At 62.6% G+C, this 19,996-nt stretch carries 19 protein-coding genes and 1 tRNA gene; all 20 read right to left on the bottom strand.

All coding sequences use genetic code 11. The annotated features are described in order from the left end of the window. Nucleotides 1-76: 76 nt before the first annotated feature. Complete coding sequence (locus tag C2L71_RS07080; protein ID WP_129588485.1) at nucleotides 77-487, bottom strand: type II toxin-antitoxin system VapC family toxin; 411 nt, start codon at nucleotides 485-487, stop codon at nucleotides 77-79. Next, nucleotides 484-876, bottom strand: a complete 393-nt coding sequence (locus C2L71_RS07075) for a ribbon-helix-helix domain-containing protein (RefSeq protein WP_103265076.1) — start codon at nucleotides 874-876, stop codon at nucleotides 484-486. Before C2L71_RS07075 ends, C2L71_RS07080 begins: the two co-directional genes overlap by 4 nt. Nucleotides 877-988: 112 nt before the next feature. Next, the gene (hisS, locus tag C2L71_RS07070) at nucleotides 989-2,365 is read right to left on the bottom strand and encodes a histidine--tRNA ligase (protein ID WP_103265075.1); all 1,377 of its coding nucleotides are present in this window, start codon (nucleotides 2,363-2,365) and stop codon (nucleotides 989-991) included. 124 nt (nucleotides 2,366-2,489) lie between these two features. Continuing rightward, a complete protein-coding gene (locus C2L71_RS07065; protein ID WP_103265074.1) occupies nucleotides 2,490-5,306 on the bottom strand; it encodes a hypothetical protein in 2,817 nt (938 codons plus the stop codon). An 86-nt stretch (nucleotides 5,307-5,392) separates the two neighbouring features. Next, the gene (locus C2L71_RS07060; RefSeq protein ID WP_204600465.1) at nucleotides 5,393-5,779 is read right to left on the bottom strand and encodes a NifB/NifX family molybdenum-iron cluster-binding protein; all 387 of its coding nucleotides are present in this window, start codon (nucleotides 5,777-5,779) and stop codon (nucleotides 5,393-5,395) included. Between the two features lies 1 nt (nucleotide 5,780). After that, nucleotides 5,781-6,224, bottom strand: coding sequence for a PadR family transcriptional regulator (locus C2L71_RS07055; protein WP_239926459.1), 444 nt, complete (start codon nucleotides 6,222-6,224; stop codon nucleotides 5,781-5,783). 356 nt (nucleotides 6,225-6,580) lie between these two features. Continuing rightward, nucleotides 6,581-7,690, bottom strand: coding sequence for a 3-isopropylmalate dehydrogenase (leuB, locus tag C2L71_RS07050; protein ID WP_103265073.1), 1,110 nt, complete (start codon nucleotides 7,688-7,690; stop codon nucleotides 6,581-6,583). 181 nt (nucleotides 7,691-7,871) lie between these two features. Then, nucleotides 7,872-8,366 (bottom strand): 3-isopropylmalate dehydratase small subunit, encoded by a 495-nt coding sequence (locus C2L71_RS07045; RefSeq protein ID WP_103265072.1) that lies wholly within the window; start codon nucleotides 8,364-8,366, stop codon nucleotides 7,872-7,874. Between the two features lie 14 nt (nucleotides 8,367-8,380). Next, nucleotides 8,381-9,649: a 3-isopropylmalate dehydratase large subunit gene (gene leuC / locus C2L71_RS07040; protein WP_103265071.1), complete on the bottom strand. Its 1,269-nt coding sequence runs from the start codon at nucleotides 9,647-9,649 to the stop codon at nucleotides 8,381-8,383. Nucleotides 9,650-9,806: 157 nt separating this feature from the next. After that, the gene (locus C2L71_RS07035; protein WP_239926457.1) at nucleotides 9,807-10,286 is read right to left on the bottom strand and encodes a spore coat protein SP96; all 480 of its coding nucleotides are present in this window, start codon (nucleotides 10,284-10,286) and stop codon (nucleotides 9,807-9,809) included. Nucleotides 10,287-10,525: 239 nt separating this feature from the next. Continuing rightward, entirely contained in the window at nucleotides 10,526-11,431 is a 906-nt protein-coding gene (locus C2L71_RS07030; RefSeq protein WP_103265143.1) for a peptidoglycan-binding domain-containing protein, read from the bottom strand. A gap of 141 nt (nucleotides 11,432-11,572) precedes the next feature. After that, nucleotides 11,573-12,622: a polyprenyl synthetase family protein gene (locus C2L71_RS07025; protein ID WP_103265070.1), complete on the bottom strand. Its 1,050-nt coding sequence runs from the start codon at nucleotides 12,620-12,622 to the stop codon at nucleotides 11,573-11,575. A 189-nt stretch (nucleotides 12,623-12,811) separates the two neighbouring features. Then, nucleotides 12,812-12,896, bottom strand: a tRNA-Leu gene (locus tag C2L71_RS07020). 33 nt (nucleotides 12,897-12,929) lie between these two features. Then, entirely contained in the window at nucleotides 12,930-13,928 is a 999-nt protein-coding gene (locus tag C2L71_RS07015) for a Ppx/GppA phosphatase family protein (protein WP_239926455.1), read from the bottom strand. 38 nt (nucleotides 13,929-13,966) lie between these two features. Further along, complete coding sequence (locus tag C2L71_RS12290; protein WP_239926453.1) at nucleotides 13,967-14,416, bottom strand: FtsB family cell division protein; 450 nt, start codon at nucleotides 14,414-14,416, stop codon at nucleotides 13,967-13,969. Between the two features lie 858 nt (nucleotides 14,417-15,274). Next, the gene (locus C2L71_RS07005) at nucleotides 15,275-15,655 is read right to left on the bottom strand and encodes a metal-dependent transcriptional regulator (RefSeq protein ID WP_103265067.1); all 381 of its coding nucleotides are present in this window, start codon (nucleotides 15,653-15,655) and stop codon (nucleotides 15,275-15,277) included. Between the two features lie 648 nt (nucleotides 15,656-16,303). Then, nucleotides 16,304-16,534: a hypothetical protein gene (locus tag C2L71_RS07000; protein ID WP_103265066.1), complete on the bottom strand. Its 231-nt coding sequence runs from the start codon at nucleotides 16,532-16,534 to the stop codon at nucleotides 16,304-16,306. 67 nt (nucleotides 16,535-16,601) lie between these two features. Further along, complete coding sequence (gene feoB / locus C2L71_RS06995; RefSeq protein ID WP_103265065.1) at nucleotides 16,602-18,968, bottom strand: ferrous iron transporter B; 2,367 nt, start codon at nucleotides 18,966-18,968, stop codon at nucleotides 16,602-16,604. Nucleotides 18,969-19,114: 146 nt separating this feature from the next. Further along, nucleotides 19,115-19,351 (bottom strand): FeoA family protein, encoded by a 237-nt coding sequence (locus C2L71_RS06990; protein ID WP_103265064.1) that lies wholly within the window; start codon nucleotides 19,349-19,351, stop codon nucleotides 19,115-19,117. Between the two features lie 312 nt (nucleotides 19,352-19,663). Next, the gene (locus C2L71_RS06985; RefSeq protein WP_239926451.1) at nucleotides 19,664-19,969 is read right to left on the bottom strand and encodes a FeoA family protein; all 306 of its coding nucleotides are present in this window, start codon (nucleotides 19,967-19,969) and stop codon (nucleotides 19,664-19,666) included. Nucleotides 19,970-19,996 lie beyond the last annotated feature (27 nt).

Here is a 19,996-nt window from a genome sequence, read left to right as displayed (position 1 = left end):
AGCCATTGTACAGGCCAACGAGGGGAAACAAACCCCTGATCGCGTCTTTTCATGCAAAATGCGCGCGAGGGCCCCTCTAAAACTCCGTATCCGTCAGCACGCAGTTCACCCCGTTGTCCAAACACAGCTGCTGCAGCTTGCGATCGAGCGTGAATAACGTGGCCGCGTGTCGCCGCGCGAGCACGAGATACATCAGGTCGTACACCGGATGATTCAGACGGACGGCCTCCGACAGCGCCTCGACGACAAGCTCGTCATCCTCGCAAAACTCGCTCACAAGGTTATTCGCAGCCTCGATATGGCCCTTCGCTCCATCTTGGTCCATCACACCAGCTCGCACGAGTTTCCAGAGCGCATTCGCCAGCTCAACTTTGAAGAACCGAGGCGCCACCGTTTCTTCGCCCTCGAGCATCAGGGATTGAAAGGCGCACCCCTCCGCATGCTCCTGCGTGATGGCAAGCGCAGCATTGCAATCGAGGATTATCATAGCGCCTCCCTCATCCGACCCGCTTCCTCGTAGAAGCCACACGCTTCAAGGATCGTGCGCGAGCGCTCTTCCCTGCCCTCATGAATTATCGAGACAATATCATCGGCGGTCATTTCAACCTTCGGCAGCTTCTTGATTTCCTCAAACAGCGCCTTGCGCTTCTCGATGCGGGCGGCTCGCTGGGCTTCGGTGTCGAAGTCGAGGGGTCGCGGGCGTACGGCGCGGTAGAGCCGCTCGCCGTCCCAGAAGTGGGAGGCGTCCTGATGCGCCAGCATCTGCTCCACGGCCACGATGGTCTGCTGGGCGACGCTACGATGCTGGCTGGCGGCGTAGGTTTTCAGTTGCTCGTACAGATCGTCCGGGAAATCCCTCACTTGTAGTGCCGGCATAGGTAGCCTCCTTCAACGCATGTCTATAGCATGAATTATACATGCAATGGAAGAGAGCTGCAACTATGCCAGCACTTTGGTCGATTGAATCGGCCAGGTTTAATTGGCGGCCTTAATTGCCCTCGCCGATGCCGCCGAACACCTCGGCGATACCCAGGGGCTCGGTACCGGAAGGCTCTGCGGCTAGGCAGGCGAGCAGCGACTTCGCCGCCGCGAGATCGACCAGATGCTCCTCGTGCGTCTGCATGTTGCGCGCCTTCACCTGGCCAGCAGCAAGCTCGTCGGGGCCCATCACGACCACGAAGGCGGCGTCCAGCTTGTCGGCCAGCTTGAACTGGCTCTTCAGACTGCGGTGCTGGTGGTCCATCTCGCTAGCAAGGCCGGCGTCGCGCAGCGCCTGTACGAGCGAGAACGCCTCCGCGCGCACCGAGTCGTCGACGCACGCCACGAAGCAGTCGCAGCGCCGGGCCGGCGGGAACGCGTAGCCTGCCGCCTGCAGTGCCAGCACGCAACGTTCGTAGCCCAGTGCGAAGCCGAAGCCGGGCGTGGGCCGTCCACCCACCTCCTGGACCAGCTTGTCGTAGCGCCCGCCTCCACCGATGGCGTTCTGACTGCCCATACCCTCCGTCACCTGCACCTCGAACACGGTGCGCGTGTAGTAGTCCAGGCCGCGCACGAGCTTCGGGTCCTCCGTGTACGCGAGGCCCGCACCGTCCAGGTACGCCTTCACAGTGCCGTAGTGAGCGCGGCAGTCGTCGCACAGGTGGTCGGTGATCTTCGGTGCATCCTCCATGACGGCGGCGCAGCCGGGGTTCTTGCAGTCGAACGCGCGCAGCGGGTTGATGTCGGCACGGCGCTTGCACTCGTCGCACAGCTCGTCGGCGTGCGCGTCCATGTACGCCTTCACGGCGTCGCGGTAGGGCGGCCGGCACGCGTCGCAGCCCATCGAGTTCACCAGCAGCTCGGTGGCTTCCACGGGAATGCCGATGGCCGCGTAGAACCGCATGAGCATGATGATGCCCTCGGCGTCCACGCTGGGCTCCTCGGCGCCCAGGCACTCGATGCCCACTTGGTTGAATTGGCGCTGGCGGCCCTTCTGCGGGCGCTCGGCACGGAACATCGGACCCGCGTACACCAGCTTCACCGGAGGCGCGCCCTGCGGCACCAGATCGTGCTGCACCACGGCGCGCACAACGCCGGCCGTGCCCTCGGGTCGCAGCGACAGGCGGCTCTTCGCCTTCACGGCGCCGCCGTCGAGCAGCCGTTTCAGGTTCTCGCCCGAGAGGGCAATGAACATCTCCTTCGAAACCACGTCGGTTGCCTCGCCGATGCCGCGCACGAACAGGTCCGTCTGCTCGAACACGGGCGTCTCGATGGGCACGTAGCCGTACGCGCCAAACACGTCGGACGCCACCGCCTTGAAGTGCGCCCAGAACTTCGCCTCGTCGGGCAGGAGGTCGCGCGTACCTTCGGGAGATTGGATTGTCATGGAGGTTCCTTTTCGTATCGTGCGTTTCGATTGCCCGCTATTGTAGCGCATCGGAACGGGCTGCATGCGTCCGAGGTTTTCCGGCGATTCGAGCGACCGGACGGGCGGATGTCGACGCGAAAGCCTATTCCTCGAGCGACTTCAACACGTTCACAAGCGCATCGTCGGGACGATACCGCAAGCGCAACGCAAGCAGATTGCGCGACACATGGAACAAGCCCGCATCGGCCGCTGCAGCAGCGCTCTCATTCAGTATGTCGAGCACGGCCGCCGTCGGGGCAATCGGCACGCCGGCGGCGGCGAGCTTCTCATCCAAGCTGTCTTTATCGGGAAGCGCGACGCCGGTTTCCTCGACAAGCTCATGCAGCTCGGCCGTCGCCTGCAAAGCAACCGCCGGCGACGTGGCGAGCGACTTCACATAGCACAATGCGCCGACCTGCGGGTCACCCGCATTCCAGCGCACATAGGCCAGCTGATAGTACGCCATGGCAATGTCGTCGGGCTGCACTGCGATACCCAGACCCCCTTCGAGCGTTTTCGCCGCGTTCTCCATATCACCCACAAGCATGAACGCACGACCGAGCTGTCGATAACCGGCGGACGTCGCGGGCGCAAGCTCGATAGCTCGACGACCGAAGCGTAGCGCTTCTTCGGTGCGCTCGAAAGAGTGTTCGAGCAGACGCACAATCTCCAGATGGCAGAGGTAGAACGTATCGGGCGCGAGCTCGATGCGCCGGTGCGCGTCAGCTGCTGCAAGCGACGCGAGATCCGGAACGAAGGACGTCGTGCTGTCCGTACCGACACCCTGCATCTTGCTCGCCTCATCGGCGAGAACAGCGCAGTCATCGCACGCCGCGGCTCGTGCGCGGTTGTAGCATACGCGTGCCGCATACGAATCGAAGCATCGATAGACGGTCGCGGCGCCATCCGCGTACCCGTCGATCATCGATGCCTCCGCAACGGCATCGATCAGGATCGAGGCAGCACTTCCAGGATCCTGCGGTGCTCGCGTGCGGGCGCGTCCGAGGGCAACCAAACAACGATCTTCTCCGAGAAAACGGCCTACGATGGCGTTCTGCTCCTCCATATCGAGCGAGCCTTCGGCCAATGCCGCCATCAGCCTGGTACAGGCCGCGACCGTTCGTGCATCTTCACGCGCTTCTGCGGCATCCTGCTCCTCCCGCACGAGACGGATAGCCTCTATCGTGGTCTCGGCCCGCACAATGCCATCCGCAAGACGCTCGCCGATCCGACGGCGGTAGGTATCAACCTCAATGCGCAGGTCGCGAGCCTCGCGCGCCGCAAGAACCTCGGCAGCTTGACCAGATATCAGCGCATCGGCGCTCTCGGGAAGCGCACGACGCGATACGGCCGAGGACAGCGCGTTCACGACGGCGAAGGGGTCGGCTGCCGGCAGATCGAACAGCGCGCCCGCATACGCGAACAAGGACGTCGGATCTCCCAGCCGAGCCGCATGGATGAGCTCATGATGCTCAAACAGGCCTCTCGTAAATGTAACCTGGTAATATGCAGGCGTATCTCCGACTTCCGCCGATCGGAATACGACGGGGTCGCCATCGGGAGCCTGAACGCGGTCGACATCCTCGACAGCAAGGGGACGGGCCACGAGATCGACGCGCTGAAGGAACGCGGACGATTCGAAAACGGCGAGCGCCAACGCGAGACCGACATGCATCGCATAGCAACGCGCTTGAGCCTCCCGTTCAGACGCCGTTGCGCTCGCCCAGCCGTCAACCGACGAAGCAGGCGCACCCTGCGCAGCCGACGCGTTGCTGCAGCGACGCGTCGGCATGAGCCCGGCGTCAGGCACCGTAATCTCGATCGCCGCTGCACCTTCGCCGACGTCGCAGCGAAGCAAGGCCTCCACGCGAAATGGGAGCCTCATCCGTTCAAGCGCAGCGTTCACGGCGCATCGTGTCGCCCATTCTCCGCCGACCTCGCCGGACGAAGCGTCGCTTGCCAGATCAAAGGCGAGCGACGATGAAGCGGCCGTGTCGACGAGATACCCCTCCCACCGCACGCAATCAATATCGCTCGCAAAGGATGCCCGTTCGTTGAACGCCTCGTTCATTAGAAGAAATCGGTTGAGCGCGCTCTCCAGGGCCCATATCTCACGGCGGGTGACAGGCGGATGCTCATCGTCCGCCGCAATGAAGAACGTATCGGCGTAGCGCGCGGTCCTGACAAGCCGCAAGATGTCGTCCGGCACGCCTCGAGCCTCAATCCGCTCGAGTCCGGCTTCGATAAGCCACCGCGCCAAACTTGACGCGAGCGCAGGGGGCCGCAGCACAGGATCCTCCTCAGCGCTTTCCACCGCGGAAACGATCGAGCGAAGCGCCGGAAGCAGCTTTTGCCCGCGCAGGACCGAGAAAGCAAAATCGACTCCGCGCGTTGGCATGGGAGCGTCGCAGGCTCGCGGCCGGTGGACAAACGCCAGAAAGGCGCGAGCCATCACATCGTCATAGGCCAGATCGGCCCCGTACGGCCCGAAATCATACCAGGAGTCGAAAATCGTATAGCGGCCGCGCCTGCATGCGTACTGCGCAACCTGACGCTTCCCTTCCGCATCGTGCACCTCGACGCTTCCCCGTTCCTCGTTCGATCCATCCTGCTCGGAGTACCGAGCGAACGCAAGCTCCGGCGGACGAGCAGGCGGCGACGGAACCGGACGATCCGTCGCAAACACCCGCCCGTAACGATCGATATAGGCAAGAATACGGAATTCGCTTGCACCGAGAAATTCCACCACGTAGCGATCGCTTTTGTTCGGCGCCGGGCACGCCCCTCCGATCCAGCCAAACGCACCGCAGTCGAACGCGACGGACGGCAACGCATGGGGTAGTACGCGTCGCACGGTACCGAGCAGCGCCTTCGCCGCGCCGATTCGATAGACGCCTTCGCGTTCCTCAACCTGCCGCACCCGTGCTCCTTTCGTGTCACCGAAAGCATAGCACGGCGTTTCGACTGGACGAGAAAAAACCGGACCGCAAAGGATACAACGCCCCCTCAGTGATGATGGTTACATGCCTGCTCCGCGCTCATGCGCGGAGCTTCGCCTGCAGCGACATGCTCAGCGGCGTCGCGCACGAGAGGATGTTCGTTGTCGAAGTACACAGCGATGCCCGCCTGATCGAACCCCATAAGCGGACGCATGCCCATACCTGCCGCAACGATGGCGTCTACGCCGGCCTTCGCAAGCAGACCAACGGGGCGCATGCAACCGCCCTCCTCGTGCGGAGGATTCGCAACCTCGAACGTGCCTGCAATCTGGCCGTCTACAATGTCGACCACCGTGAAGCAATCGCAGTGGCCGAAATGACCCGCGCGCTGGGAATCCAGGCCGGCCGCACCCATCGTGGGAATCGCCAGCTTCATCATCTTCTTTTCGTTCATCTTACCCTTCCTTCTCCGGTACTTCCGTATTCTCATCCAGCTGGTGCAGACCGCTTTCAAGCAGATCGACCAGCAGCTCGTCCAAACGCTGCCGGTCGCGCAGTACGTCGAGCCACTGCTCGGCAAGCTCGGCACCCTGCTGCGTAAGCTCGTATTCGCGGCGACGCGGGCCGACCTGCTCGTCGCACCATCGGGAAACGACAGCGCCCTCCTCTTCGAGGCGGCGTAGCGACCGGTACAATCCGCCCACGTCCACATCAACTTTCCCACCGGTCTTGTCTAGGATAATCTTGCGCATATCGTACCCGTAGCCGCCCGAATGCAGCAGCGCGGCGAGCGCTGCCGGCTCCGCAAGCGCCCCGCCCCCGCCGCCGCGCCGACGGCAACAGGACGTGCGCGTCGAAGTGGACGGCCCACCGCAGTCGCCGTGAGGCATGCGCATCATCCTTCCCGCTCCTTTCGCGCCCGCTTTGTCTGCGAACGACATGTATATGACATAAACATATATACGTCATATACATGCATGTTGTCAATATGCGGATGGGCAACGGATGGAGCGACACTCCTTCTCCTCGACGAGGATAGCGGACCTCATCCATCTATCCACCATTTCCCAGAACGCGCTTTTTTACCGTAGACACGTTTCGAGAAATCGGAAAGACAGGCTATCGCCGTCCCGCCATGGAACCGAAACGGGCTTCATACGCGAAACGACCCCTCCCGAGCATTCGCTCGGGAGGGGTCGTTTCGCGCAAGCCGTCACGCCGCTTGAGACCGTGCACCGTGTGCACCTCCGGATCCCTACAGGTGCGCCACCACGAGGTCGCCCATCTGAACGGTACCGACCACCTTGTCGGCGGGGGTGTCGGCCTGCTTGATGTCGCCGGTGCGCCAGCCCTCGTCGAGCACGGCGGTCACCGCGCGGCGGATGTCGTCGGCGGCCTCACCCAGGTTGAAGCTGTAGCGCAGCATCATCTCGACGGACAGGATCTGCGCGAGCGGGTTCGCGATGCCCTTCCCCGCGATGTCGGGCGCGCTGCCGTGGCTGGGCTCGTAGAGCGCCGTGCCGTCGCCGAGGCTGGCGCTGGCCAGCATGCCGAGCGAGCCGGTGATCTGGGCGGCTTCGTCGGACAGGATGTCGCCGAACATGTTCTCGGTCACCACCACGTCGAAATCGACGGGGCGGCTGATGAGCTGCATGGCCGTGTTGTCCACGAGCAGGTCCTCGAGTTCCACGTCGGGGTACTCCTCCGCGCCGATGCGGTGCACGATCTCGCGCCACATGCGGCTCGTCTCCAGCACGTTCGCCTTGTCGACGCTCGTCACCTTGTTGCGGCGCTTGCGCGCGGCCTCAAACGCCTGGCGCGCGATGCGCTCGACCTCGTACTCGCGGTACTCGAGCGTGTCGTAAGCGCGCTGGCCGGCGGCGCCGTGGGTGCCGCAGCCCTCTTCGTCGTAGAAGCGTTCGCGACGACCGAAGTACAACCCGCCGGTCAGCTCGCGCACGATCATCATGTCCACGCCGTCCACGATCTCCGGCTTGAGCGTGGACGCGTCGGCCAGCGCGGCGAAGATCTGCACGGGGCGCAGGTTCGTGTACAGGCCCAGTGCCTTGCGGATGCCCAGCAGACCCTGCTCCGGACGCGGCTTCGCCGGATCCGTGGTGTCCCACTTCGGGCCGCCGACGGCCGCCAGCAGCACGGCGTCGGAGGCTTCGGCTACGTGCAGCGTCTCGTCCGGCAGCGCGGTTCCCGTCGCGTCGATGGCGCACCCGCCCAGCAGCGCCTCGGTGTAGGCGAACGCCGTGTCGTACTTCACGCCCACCGCGTCCAGCACCTTGACGCCCTCGGCGATGATCTCGGGGCCGATGCCGTCGCCGGGAAGCAGGCAGATGTTGTAGGTTTTGGCCATGTTTTTCCTCACTTTGCAGGTCCAATAAAGTCAGCGAGGGTTTCTGAGGCAGCCCGGATCGTGGGGAAGGCGAAGGAAAAGCGTACTTCAGTACGCGAGTCTTTGTCTTCGCCGCGAGGCGGGCTGCCTCAGAAAGCCGCAGCGTCGAGCCGTTCCGCCGTTCGTAGAACGGCGGAACAACTTACTTCCCCATCTTCGCCTTCGTGCGGTTGATCAGGCCGCCAGCTTCGATGATCTCGCGGATGAACGGAGGGAACGGCTGAGCCTCGAAGGTCTGGCCCGTCGTCTCGTTCACGATGACGCCCGCGTCGGCGTCCACGCTCACCACGTCGCCCTGGCTGATGGCGTCCACCGCTTCGGGGCACTCCATGATGGCGAGGCCCGTGTTGATGGAGTTGCGGTAGAAGATGCGCGCGAAGCTCTTGGCGATGACCACGTCGACGCCAGCCGCCTTGATGGCGATGGGCGCGTGCTCGCGCGACGAGCCGCAGCCGAAGTTCTCGTCGGCCACGATGATGTCGCCGGGTTGCACGCGCTCGATGAACGACGTGTCGAGGTCCTCGAGGCAGTGCTTCGCCAGCTCGGCCGGATCGGACGTGGTCAGGTAGCGAGCCGGGATGATGACGTCGGTATCGATGTCGCGCCCGTAGCGGTGCGCGGTTCCTTTGAATTGCATGGTCGCAGTCCCTCCTAGTCCAAGTCTTCCGGCAGGCCGATGTGGCCGAGCACCGCGCTCGCCGCGGCGATGGCCGGCGAGGACAGGTAGACCTCGCTCGTGGGATCGCCCATGCGGCCGACGAAGTTGCGGTTCGTCGTGGCGATGGCGCGCTCGCCGGCGGCAAGGATGCCCATGTAGCCGCCCAGGCAGGGACCACAGGTGGGCGTGGATACGGCGCAGTTCGCATCGAGGAACACGTCCATGAGGCCCTCCTCCATGCACTGGCGGTACACGGCCTGCGTGGCGGGGATCACGATGCAGCGCACGTCGGGGTGGATCTTCCGCCCGCGCAGCACGTCGGCGGCCTGGCGCATGTCGACGATGCGGCCGTTCGTGCAGCTGCCGATGACGGCCTGGTCGATCTTAATGTCGCGCGCCTCGGCGGCCGGGCGCGTGTTCGACGGCAGATGCGGGAACGACACGGTGGGCACGATGGAGGCGGCGTCGATCTCGTAAACCTTCGCGTACGTCGCATCGGCGTCGGAGTGGTACTCGGTGTAGGGGCGCTCGGTGCGGCCGTCCATATAGGCGCGCGTCACGTCGTCGACCTCGATGAGGCCGGCCTTACCGCCCGCTTCGATGGCCATATTCGAGATGCTCATGCGCTCGTCCATGCCAATGCTCCGAATGGCGCTGCCGGTGAATTCCATGGCCTGGTAGAGCGCGCCGTCCACGCCGATCATGCCGATGATGTGCAGGATGACGTCCTTGCCGGTGACGCCGGGGGCCAGCTCGCCCTCGATCTTGAACAGCAGCGACTCGGGCACCTTGAACCACGCTTTGCCGGTGGCGTAGCCCACGCCGGCGTCGGTGGAGCCCACGCCCGTGGCGAACGCGCCCAGCGCACCGTACGTGCAGGTGTGGCTGTCCGCGCCGATGATGAGGTCGCCCGCGCCGACGACGCCCTGCTCGGGAAGCAGCGCATGCTCGACGCCCATGCAGCCCACCTCGTAGTAGTGGGTGATGCCCTGCTCGCGCGCGAAGTCGCGCACGATCTTGGCCTGCTCGGCGCTCTTGATGTCCTTGTTGGGGACGTAATGATCGGGCACGAGCGCGATCTTCGTGGGATCGAACACCTTCTCAACGCCGATCTTGCGGAATTCTTTGACGGCGATGGGGGCGGTAACGTCGTTGGACAGCACGAGGTCGAGATCGCATTCGATCAGCTGACCCGGCTCCACTTCGTCGAGCCCCGCATGGGCGGCGAGGATCTTCTCCGCCATGGTCATGGGACGTGGCATGTGTGCTCCTTTGTGCGGTGGGTCTCAAGCCTGCGCACGCGCAGGTACATGGAAAACGAGGCAATTGTACCACTGGCTTTTGCGCACAAGAAGAAGAGCCCCGCGGGGCTCTTCAAAGAGAAGCGATTTTCCAGATTGCGGTCGCACAGCGCGCATCCTAGTAGTAGCCGTGGCCGTAACCACCGTATCCCATGACGCTTGCTGCAACCGCAGAGATCATGCCGCCGATAGCCAAGCCGATCAAAAGGCCGATCACAATCCAAATCACGAAGCCGATGATGGCGAACTTGAGCGCGTCGCTTTTCACCTGCGGCATCTTGTCGACGTTCACAAGCCAGGCGATGATGATGCCTGGGATGCCCATGAGGGCGCCCACCACGAGCCAGGCAAACTTCATGCCCCCCGTCAGCTGCATGAGCGGAGCGGGAGCGTATACGGGCTGGGGCTGCGGGGCTCCGTACATCGGCTGCGGCGGCACGTGCTGGTTCATCGGAGGCTGCTGGTACGGCGCTGCCTGCTGGTACGCTGGCATCTGCGACCCGGCCGAATCGGGAACCGACGCACCAGCCTGCTGCTGGGGAGCCGCTTCGGGAGGCGTCGGTTGTAAAGGCTGCTGATTGTTCTGCTCGTCGGTCATGACGCACCTGCTTTCTTTTCGCCTGTCGTTACCATCGAACCGTCCTGTCGTCTCAAGGCCGACAGTCAGATGAATGCACCGTATAGGTTCGCAGCGTCCTGGTAGCGCCAGTATACGGGGCATGCGCGAACCGATGCGGCCCCGTCATCGAACCGACATGCAAATACACCATCTGGCGTAGAAACATGTCCGGGTTTATTGAGTTCTCCAGACGCAGTCGTCTAAGCGAGGCCTTCTAGCTAGGAAAGGGCTGAACAGAGCGCATCGAGCAACGTGATGGCGAAATGCTGCGCCGAACGTCCTTCGCCGGCGTCTCCCCATGCGGTGCCCGTCAGCTCAACGGCAATCCGCGACGGGGCCGACTCTTCAGCGACGCCGATAGCCGTCTCCAGCCGCAAAGCCAACGTCTCCTCGCCTTCGTAGCTGACCCGCGGGACGCTCGGAGCCGTATTCTCATCAGGCAGGACGATATGAACGAGCAGCATGGAGCTATCGGGCGCCACCAACAGAGAATCTGCGCTTACAATCTTGGATGCAGGGCTTGTGGCCAGCGCGAGATTCGACATGCGAGAAGCCACGCTGCGCGTGAATTCCTTTGTTCCGAACAGGCACAAGGCGTTGCGCTCAAGCACGTCGGCAGCTCGGGCGAAGCCCAGGTGGCTCGAGCCGTGCACAGCTTCCTTGCCCTCCCAGGAATGATGCAGGTTGCGAAGCGCCGCGTAGGTATAGGCGCCGGCGATACCGTCGGACGGAAGGCCGAGATTCAGCTGGAACTTGCGAAGAGCCAGCTCGGTGAAAGCACCAAAAATACCGTCGGTCTCACCGCACGCGAATCCGAGCGCACCGAGGGCACCTTGCAGCTCGAGCACATCCTGGCCATGAAAGTGGGGCATTCGCAGATATAACGTGCGGTCGCCCAGTTGAAAGGATGCATCTACCAGAGCGGACCACACCTTGTCCGTGACCTCGTCCGAAACGGGCAGGCACGCATGCTCGCAAAACGCCCATACGGCGGACGCCGTTCGCTCGCCGAATACGCCGTCGACCTCGTCTTCGTCGAGGAGGCCGACGATCGCGAGGCGCTGCTGCACGTCCTCGACCGCAGGACCTGTATCATGTCGCTTAATGGTTTCCATAGTCGTCATGGTACCGCAGAAAGAAAGCGCCGCCCTGTACCGGGACGGCGCTTCCACCAAAGCAACAGAGCGACTATTGAAGCTGCCTCAGATTCCCCCATGTCGCATCGGCCGTCCTGCAACGTGAAAGACGCGCGGCAACGCTCAGAATCACTTCAACCGGTTCACGAACCAATCGGCCATGCTCACCAGAAGATCGCGCGAAGCGGAGGGGCGCACCATGTCGATCAGGCGATTCTTTGCAATGCTCGTAAGGTTCTCGGCATAGCTGCGCGCATAGTCGATGCTGCCTGATGCCTCCATGATAGCAACAGCATCGGCGAGCACTCTTTGGTCTTTCTCTTTCGACGAGAGGATCTCGATAAGGCGATCGCGCTCATCGGAATGCTGAAGCGCGTGCACCACCATAAGCGTGCGCTTGCCCTCCGTGATATCGTTACGGAAATCCTTCTTCGTGGACTCTTCGCTGCCGATCAAATTCAGAAGGTCGTCTTGGATCTGGAACGCCAGGCCCGTGTCCAAGCCATAGTTGCGCAGCGCCTCAATCTCAGCCTCGGTTCCGCCACCTATGATGGCGCCAATGGCGAGCGGCACGGCACCGGAGTAATGAGCCGTTTTATGCGTGGCCATGACGAGGTAGTCCTCGGGCGTGATATCGTAACGGCTGTCGCGCGCCCAACCGATGTCGAGCGCCTGGCCTTCGATTGTGCGACGCGTCATGTCGATGAGCTCGGTAATGACGCGCACTTTCGTCGCATCATCGAGTCCCGTATCCGATACGACCGTCCCGTTCACAAGCGATAGCGCCAGATCTCCGGCATTGATGGCAAGGCCCACCCCTTCGGTGAGGTGCATGCACGGCTCGCCGCGACGCAGCTCGGCCTCGTCAGCGATATCGTCGTGGATGAGAGCTGCCGTATGGAAATGCTCGATAGCGGATGCAGCGCTCGTAGCGCGTTCCATGTCGCCGCCGACCGCAAGGCACGCGGCAAAGCAGATGAGCGGACGATGACGCTTTCCGCCGTTTCTGCTGTACGCGACAAGAGGATCGTACAGATAGCGATCCATATCGGGATGAGAGCCTTTCGGGATGAACGAATTCACCAGATCGCCCACGCGATCAGCGTATAGCGACAAGTACTCTTCGAATGATTCAGGAGGCTCTTTAACAGCTGCGATGATCTCGTTGATGTTGTCCATGGCTCTTCTCTACACGGGTTCGTCTGCACGGCCGTTGGTCATGGTATCACAATGCCCGCAGTCGACTTGAACCGGCTTCACGAGCGGCGCATTTTTCCGTTATTCCCGCATATCGCCCAGGGCTGCGTTATTTTTGAACCTCATTGGGACATCCCGAGGCAAGGTTCGGTATTCGCAAACAATCCAATATGGTAGGGGCGGCGGGACTCGAACCCGCAAGCCTTGCGGCGGAGGATTTTAAGTCCCCTGCGTATGCCAATTCCGCCACGCCCCCAGGATGTTCGGATTCGCTGAACGGCGACCGGAATCATGGTAGCACGTCATCGGACGACGCTGCAATCTTTGACGTGCGCGCCTGCTCCCTTTCCGCCTCCCGCAAGACAATGCCGTGGAGAATGTCCGTCTCGCTCACGGTGAATGAATCGAATCCGGCAAGATCGAGCACGGTTTGCAGGATGATCATACCTGCCACGATCACCGGCGCACGACCGGGATCGAGACCCACGATCTTTTGGCGTTCCGCCAGCGGCGCGCAGCGAAGCTCGTCATACACGCTATCGAGCATCGGGCGCGCAACGATCGCCTTGTGAACGCGCGTTGCGTCGTACACCTTCATGTGCTCGTGGACGGACACCACCGTGGTTGCCGTCCCAGCAACTGCAACCAGCCGATTTGGCACATGGTCTGCAACGCGCAGCCTCTCAAAGAACGGATGCATGCCCTTCGCTATCCATGAACGAGCGGCGGCGAGTTCATCCTTGCTCGGGGGATCGGATGCGAGAAACTTCTCGGTCACCCTACGGCATCCGATGTCGAACGAATGCATGCGATCCGGCTCGCAGCCCGCCGTTCCCACGATGACCTCGGTGGAGCCGCCGCCTATGTCGACCACGATCAGCCGTTCGCCGCCAAACTCGCATGAAGCGCCGGCGAAGGACAGCGCCGCCTCGCGCTCACCGGGGATCACCGTAAGTTCAATACCGGCGTCGCGCAGCAGCGCACCGAATTCTTCGGAGTTGTCCGCATCGCGCGCGGCCGACGTGGCCACAGCGGTCACCCGCACGTCCGGAGCGTCAGGAGCCTTATATGCTGCAAGCACCTCTTGGAATCGCACAATCGCATCGACAACGCGCCTCATCGCCTCTGGACGAAGCACGCCCGAAGCGTCGACGCCCTCACCCAGATTCGTGATCGCATATTCTCTGTCAAGTTCGGTCAGCCGTCCCCGCTCATCGATGTCGGCCACGAGCATGCGGCATGTGACCGTGCCAATATCGATAGCGGCGTAGCGGCCCGGCGCGCTCATCGCTGTTCCACACCTGCCGTTCGGGATCATCGGCCCCCCTACTCGACGCCAAACAGCGGATCGAGAATCGGCGAATACCAGGTTTCTGGCGCCGCTATGCTACCCGATACAATATTAGCGTGCACGGACGCGCTCTTCTCTTCGGAAGACGAGAGGCCCGATACCTTGGCCGTCTGCTCGCCTTCCTTGATCCAGCCCAGCTGATCGTGAGCCGCATTCTCTATGCCTGCATCGGTTTGCAAAGAGGACACCTCTCCCTGGATCGCATTGTTGCGCTCCACAAGGGCGGCATATTCGGCCGCAAGGCGATCACGTTCGCGCACCGATTGGTAATACTGCTGTACTGACGGATACAAAAACAAGCACGACAGCGCAAGGCAGACGACTACCGTCATGCTTGCTATGAACTTAGGTGCAGAAGCGGATGACGGGCTGGAGGCCGCCTTCGAACCGCGCTTCGCCGCGCGCGTCGAGGTTTTGTCCTGCATGCGAGCTGCCTGCCGGTGCTTCGCGCCCATTTCTCCCTTGTATACCGCAGCCCGCGGTCCCCCTTGGGAAGCCGATGACTCCGTATCGCCGAACTGCTTCGAATATGCGCGGCCGGCTTTGTTCTTCGCGCGGGAGCGCTTCAGGGAGGCAAGACGCGACTCTTTGCGCCGAATGGAATCATTCTGCACAGGATCGTCGTCGCAACCCTCGTCTGCCCGGCGCGTCTCTGTGCCGCTCCGGGCACGACGCGCGTCTCCGATACCGCGGCCAGCCGACGTACCACGACCGGCTTTTGCTCCACGATCCGATGGGAATCCATACCGATCGGCAACGGATGCTTCGGCACGCACAGCGCGACTCCCAAAAGACGAAGCGGCGGTCGTGTCGGGAAACGCGTCGGATGCGAAACGGCGAGAGGTCGCGGTCGGGCGAGAAGCGGCGGGCGTCAAGCCGGAAAAGGCGCCGACCCGCTCTCGAGAAGTTGTGGAAACCAAAGATGCGGGGCGTTGCGAGCGGTTCTCTTGGCGATACGAGGAACGGGCGCTTGAAGCATGCTCCGAGTTCGGACGTGTGCGCACGCCTTGCCTTACCTCATCGAACGAGAGAATATTCGTCTGTTTAGCCAAACGGAATGCGCTCCTTTATGCATCGTGGTTCGTTACTGGTGTGTGTAATGCCGGAAGCTCGGTGCAGCATAGCACACTGAGCATGATTCTGCCACCGATGCAGAAGCCTGCAACATATCTGCGCTCCTTCGAAACCAGGCGATAACCGAATCGATAACCATCGGTACTTTGCATACACCGCGCACCAGCACGCGCCTTGCCGCATAAGACCGCGCTGAGCCCGCGACAATGCTACAAGTCGAGCTTCTTGACGTAAGCGCTCCACTTTGCAAAAGAGTCATCACTGATTGCATGCTCCATGAGGCAGGCCTCTTCTTCAGCACGCTCAGCGGGGATTCCGAGGGCCTTGGTAAGGAACGCGAACAGCAGGTGATGTCGATCCAAAATGGACACCCCATAGTCGTACCCCTCGTCGGTGAGTGTTATATCGCCATAATAAGGCTGGTCCGCAAGGCCCTTCTCCTTCAGCGAGGCGATGGCCTTGTTCACCGAGGCCTTCGACACGCCGAGTTTCGTTGCGACGTCGACAGACCTCACCGACGCCTCCGTCGTGCCGCCCAGCATGACGATTGCTTCGAGATAGTCCTCATGCGACTTGGACATCTTCTCCACGGGGCCTCCTTCGGTTCGTCGTCACATGGTACCACACGACAAGGTCCGACGAAATCGAGCGCCCGTACGGAGGGAAAGGAAGAGCCAGCGAGGAAGGGGGAGGCCTCGCTGGCCGCAGTGTGATGGACGACCAGACGAGAGGAGTCTCCACCACCGTGTTGGTGATAAAAAATGTCTGAGGACTCGATTCCTTTGCCCTACCTGACATTTGTTAGTTTAGGTCAACTTATATGTGACTGCAATGGGAGTTTACTGAGGTTTACAATCTCTCCACACAGACGAGACGGATCGGCGGGAATCACGCACGCCCACGAGCGCTCAAGGCGCGAGCACAGCCGAGCCGTTGCCTGGCACAGCGCGGATCACCCGCGCCCACGAGGCGCCCTCCATGCAGCCTTTCGTCGAAACGGCAAGAAATCGCCGAATTCGAAACGGCGCCGCTTCCGGCGGGCGCGGAGCGCGCCCGCCGGGCAGGGCCTCGCTGCAACCAGAAGCTAAACAAAAGAAGGCAGGCCGGCACACCCGCAGCGCGCGACCGATCTGCCAAATCCGGCGATTTCTTGCCATTCTCGCCCGCCCCCGGAAGCGGCGAAACGGATGTTTCACGTGAAACATCCGTTCGCTGATCGTTGTGTGGTTGCGCGACGCTTAGCGGCGAGGCTCGGCCGCGGCGCGCTTCTGCATGTCGGCCACCATGCGGTCGGCGGCACCGCAGCCGGAGCAGCCCGCGCATCCGCCGGCGCATCCGCCGTGCATGTCATCCCCCTTGTGGCAATCGCACGGGCCGTTGCGCACCAGGCGTCGAATCGCGAGGAACGCGAGCGCCAGCACGACGAGTCCGACGACCACCGTGGACGGGGTGAATTCCAAACCGAGCATCTCGACTCCTTTCTTGCGAGTAGGGTCCGAGGGATCCCCCTCCCCCGAGCAACCTCTGTCGCGCCGCTTACGCGACGCCGCCCTCTGCTTCAAGCTTGCCTGCGACCTCGCCCTTCTTCTTGTCGAAGGCGGGCATGGGCCGGAAGATCTGGAACAGCATGCCGGCCAGCACCACGACCGCAACGCCGGTCCACAGGTTGAACGTCAGCTCGCCGGTGATGAGGCCGCCGAACTGGTAGAACATCAGCCCGATGCACCATGCGAAGACGGTCATGTAGCCGATGGTGAACCAGGTCCATTTCGCGTTGCCCATCTCGCGCCAGATGGTACCGATGGCGGCGAAGCAGGGCGCGCACAGCAGGTTGAAGGCGCAGAAGGCGAGGATGGCCGGCACCGATCCCGCGAACAGGGCGGCGAACGCGGCCCACATGGCAGGATCGGTCTCCCCGACCTCGCCCAGGCTGGTCAGAATGCCGACGGTGGCCACGACGTTCTCCTTCGCCACAAGGCCGGTGACGGACGTGACGGTGGCCTGCCAGTCTCCGAAGCCGAGCGGCGCGAAGATCCAGCCGATCGCGTTGCCCAAACCCGCCATGAGGCTGTACTGGATGTAGTTGTCCGTCTCGGTGTCGAGCAAACCGAAGCCCTCGCCCGCGTCGCCGAAGTTCATGAGCAGCCAGATGACGATGGTGGACAGGAAGATGATCGTACCGGCTTTGACGATGTAGCCCTTGATGCGGTCCCACGTGGACAGCAGGACGGACTTCACGGTAGGCATATGATAGGTTGGGAGCTCCATGACGAAGGGCGACGCGGGGCCGGCGAACATCCTGGTCTTCTTCAGCATGACGCCCGAGACGATGATGGCGATGACGCCCAAGAAGTAGAACGCGGGCGCGATCCACCAGGTTTGCTCGGTATTGCCTCCGGCGATGGCGCCGAACACGAGCGCGATGATGGGCATCTTCGCACCGCAGGGGATCATCGTCGTCGTCATGATGGTCATGCGGCGATCTTTCTCGTTCTCGATGGTCTTCGTGGCCGTGACGGCGGGCACGCCGCAACCGGACGCGACGAGCATCGGGATGAAGCTCTTGCCGGACAGGCCGAAGCGGCGGAACACGCGGTCCATGATGAACGCGACGCGCGCCAGGTAGCCGCACCCTTCGAGCAACGCCAACAGCAGGAACAGGATGATCATCTGGGGGATGAAGCCGATCACGGCGCCGACGCCCGCGACGATGCCGTCCATCACGAGGCTCTGGAGCCACGGGGCGACGTCGGCCGCTTCGAGGGCACCTCCGATCACCGCTCCCAAACCGGGGATCCATAGACCGTACGAGCCGTCGGAGGGGTCGGGCTCCTCTTCGGCCAACAGCGCCAGCTCCTCCTCGCTCGCACCGGCCTCCTCGGCGGCGGCCACGGACTCTTCCCATGCGCCCACGGCCTCTTCGTAGGCCGCGCCGCCGGTGTACAGAAAGCCGTCGCCGGAGATGCCGTCGTTGGCCCAGTCGGTGACCACGCCCGTGCCCACGGAGATGGCCAGGTAGTACACGAGCGCCATGACCACCACGAAGATGGGCAGGCCCAGCCAGCGGTTCGTCACCACGCGGTCGATCTTCTGCGTGGTGGTCATGTCCTTGCGCGAGCGCTTCATCGTCTCGTCGACGACGTGCGTGATGGCGTTGTAGCGCTCGGACGTAATGATGCTCTCGGCGTCGTCGTCGAGCTTGCCCTCCACCTCTTCGCGGATCGCCTCGACCGCCTTGAGATCGGCATCGCTGAGCTTCATGGCGGCAACGGTGCGCTCCTCGCCTTCGAACAGCTTGATGGCGAACCAGCGCGCGGTTGCCGAGGACACGCGGTTGCCCAGGATGCCCTCGATCTTCTCGATGGCCTCTTCCACCTGCGCGTCGAAGGGCATCTTCGGCTCGGCGGGCTTTCCGGCCTTCGCGGCGTGCACGGCGGTTTCCATGAGCTCGGCCATGCCGTGCCCCCTGAGCGCCGTCGTCTCGACGACGGGGCAGCCCAGCTGCTTCGACAAGCCGGCCACGTCGATCTTGTCGCCGTTCTTCTTCACGAGGTCCATCATGTTGAGCGCCACCACGACGGGCACGCCCAGGTCGAGGATCTGCGTGGTCAGGTACAGGTTGCGTTCGAGGTTCGTCGCGTCCACGAGGTTCACGACAACATCGGGGCCGCCCTCCAACAGGTAGTCGCGCGTCACGATCTCCTCGGGAGAGTACGGCGACAGCGAGTACACGCCCGGCAAGTCCGTGATGACCACGTCCTTGTCGCGGGTGTACTTCCCTTCCTTCTTCTCAACGGTCACGCCCGGCCAGTTGCCAACGTACTGGCTGGCGCCGGTCAGATCGTTGAACATCGTCGTCTTGCCGCAGTTCGGGTTGCCGGCAAGCGCTATGCGAATTCCCATGTTCAGCCTTTCCATCTGCTTCGAAGTTTCCAGGGGTCTGCCATTCCCCGTCGACCTGTTATAAGTTAGCTGTTACTAACTTAGTCTCAAAAGAGAAGCGCCGCAGCGCCTCTACCCTCGTCGTCTGGCGCTTTCGCCCGGCAACGTCAGCCGACGAGGATGCTCTCCGCCTCGCTCTTGCGCAGCGACAGCTCGTATCCGCGCACTGTGACCTCGATCGGGTCGCCCAACGGCGCGACTTTGCGGACGAACACGCTCGTCCCCTTGGTGATGCCCATGTCCATGATGTGACGCTTGAGCGCGCCCTCACCTTTCAAACGACGGACCGTGGCGGTTTTGCCGATGGCCACGTCGCGCAGCGTTCGATCCTGAGCTTCTGCCATATGCCTCGTTTCCTTTCCTTGATGTTTCCTGCGATTACGCCAACTCGATAAGCTCCGGCCGGTGCGGAGCAGATGTTTCACATGGAACATCTGCTCGTCTAGAACGAATGTTTCACGTGAAACATTCGCACGTGCACAGCGCACGATGCCCACCATGGGATGCACGCTATAGATGGCACCATGGATCCACGCCGTGAGGGTGCACCGTGCGAGGTGCGCTCCTTGCGGGGTGCGTGCTGTACCAGTTGTACGGTGCACGGAACGCCATAGTATGTTCGCTATGAAGGGTGCACCGTGCGGGGTGCGGACACGCTAAGCGGCGGCGTTCGTGATGATGCGGGATGCAACCTGGCGGTTGAGCGCAATCTGGGTGCCCTTGACCTCGACGATGAGGTCACCGGCGGCCTCGGAGACTACCGTCACCTGCGCGCCTTCGACGAAACCGAGGTTCTCCAGATGGTGATGAAGGTCACCGCGACCACGTACCTTCGCGATCGTGCCGGTCTCGCCGTCCCTCAGAAACGAGAGCGGCATCTGCTGGCACGCGATGCCGGGCGCAGACCCCGCGTCCGAACGACCGACCGTTCCCTGCATGCTTGCAACCGTTGCGTTGTCCATGGTGGCTCCCATCGAGTTAGCTTCATG

Source organism: Enteroscipio rubneri (assembly GCF_002899715.1).
Lineage (GTDB): Bacteria > Actinomycetota > Coriobacteriia > Coriobacteriales > Eggerthellaceae > Enteroscipio > Enteroscipio rubneri.
The sequence above is the reverse complement of the archived record's forward strand: the minus strand, read 5'-3'. Positions and strand labels throughout refer to the sequence as shown.

What these genes read in the sequence shown, in the direction of transcription:
- C2L71_RS07080 (WP_129588485.1), bottom strand. Translation starts at nt 487, where the DNA reads ATGATAATCCTCGATTGCAATGCTGCGCTTGCCATCACGCAGGAGCAT.
- C2L71_RS07075 (WP_103265076.1), bottom strand. Translation starts at nt 876, where the DNA reads ATGCCGGCACTACAAGTGAGGGATTTCCCGGACGATCTGTACGAGCAA.
- hisS (WP_103265075.1), bottom strand. Translation starts at nt 2,365, where the DNA reads ATGACAATCCAATCTCCCGAAGGTACGCGCGACCTCCTGCCCGACGAG.
- C2L71_RS07060 (WP_204600465.1), bottom strand. Translation starts at nt 5,779, where the DNA reads ATGAACGAAAAGAAGATGATGAAGCTGGCGATTCCCACGATGGGTGCG.
- C2L71_RS07055 (WP_239926459.1), bottom strand. Translation starts at nt 6,224, where the DNA reads ATGATGCGCATGCCTCACGGCGACTGCGGTGGGCCGTCCACTTCGACG.
- leuB (WP_103265073.1), bottom strand. Translation starts at nt 7,690, where the DNA reads ATGGCCAAAACCTACAACATCTGCCTGCTTCCCGGCGACGGCATCGGC.
- C2L71_RS07045 (WP_103265072.1), bottom strand. Translation starts at nt 8,366, where the DNA reads ATGCAATTCAAAGGAACCGCGCACCGCTACGGGCGCGACATCGATACC.
- leuC (WP_103265071.1), bottom strand. Translation starts at nt 9,649, where the DNA reads ATGCCACGTCCCATGACCATGGCGGAGAAGATCCTCGCCGCCCATGCG.
- C2L71_RS07035 (WP_239926457.1), bottom strand. Translation starts at nt 10,286, where the DNA reads ATGACCGACGAGCAGAACAATCAGCAGCCTTTACAACCGACGCCTCCC.
- C2L71_RS07030 (WP_103265143.1), bottom strand. Translation starts at nt 11,431, where the DNA reads ATGACGACTATGGAAACCATTAAGCGACATGATACAGGTCCTGCGGTC.
- C2L71_RS07025 (WP_103265070.1), bottom strand. Translation starts at nt 12,622, where the DNA reads ATGGACAACATCAACGAGATCATCGCAGCTGTTAAAGAGCCTCCTGAA.
- C2L71_RS07015 (WP_239926455.1), bottom strand. Translation starts at nt 13,928, where the DNA reads ATGAGCGCGCCGGGCCGCTACGCCGCTATCGATATTGGCACGGTCACA.
- C2L71_RS12290 (WP_239926453.1), bottom strand. Translation starts at nt 14,416, where the DNA reads ATGCAGGACAAAACCTCGACGCGCGCGGCGAAGCGCGGTTCGAAGGCG.
- C2L71_RS07000 (WP_103265066.1), bottom strand. Translation starts at nt 16,534, where the DNA reads ATGCTCGGTTTGGAATTCACCCCGTCCACGGTGGTCGTCGGACTCGTC.
- feoB (WP_103265065.1), bottom strand. Translation starts at nt 18,968, where the DNA reads ATGGGAATTCGCATAGCGCTTGCCGGCAACCCGAACTGCGGCAAGACG.
- C2L71_RS06990 (WP_103265064.1), bottom strand. Translation starts at nt 19,351, where the DNA reads ATGGCAGAAGCTCAGGATCGAACGCTGCGCGACGTGGCCATCGGCAAA.
- C2L71_RS06985 (WP_239926451.1), bottom strand. Translation starts at nt 19,969, where the DNA reads ATGGACAACGCAACGGTTGCAAGCATGCAGGGAACGGTCGGTCGTTCG.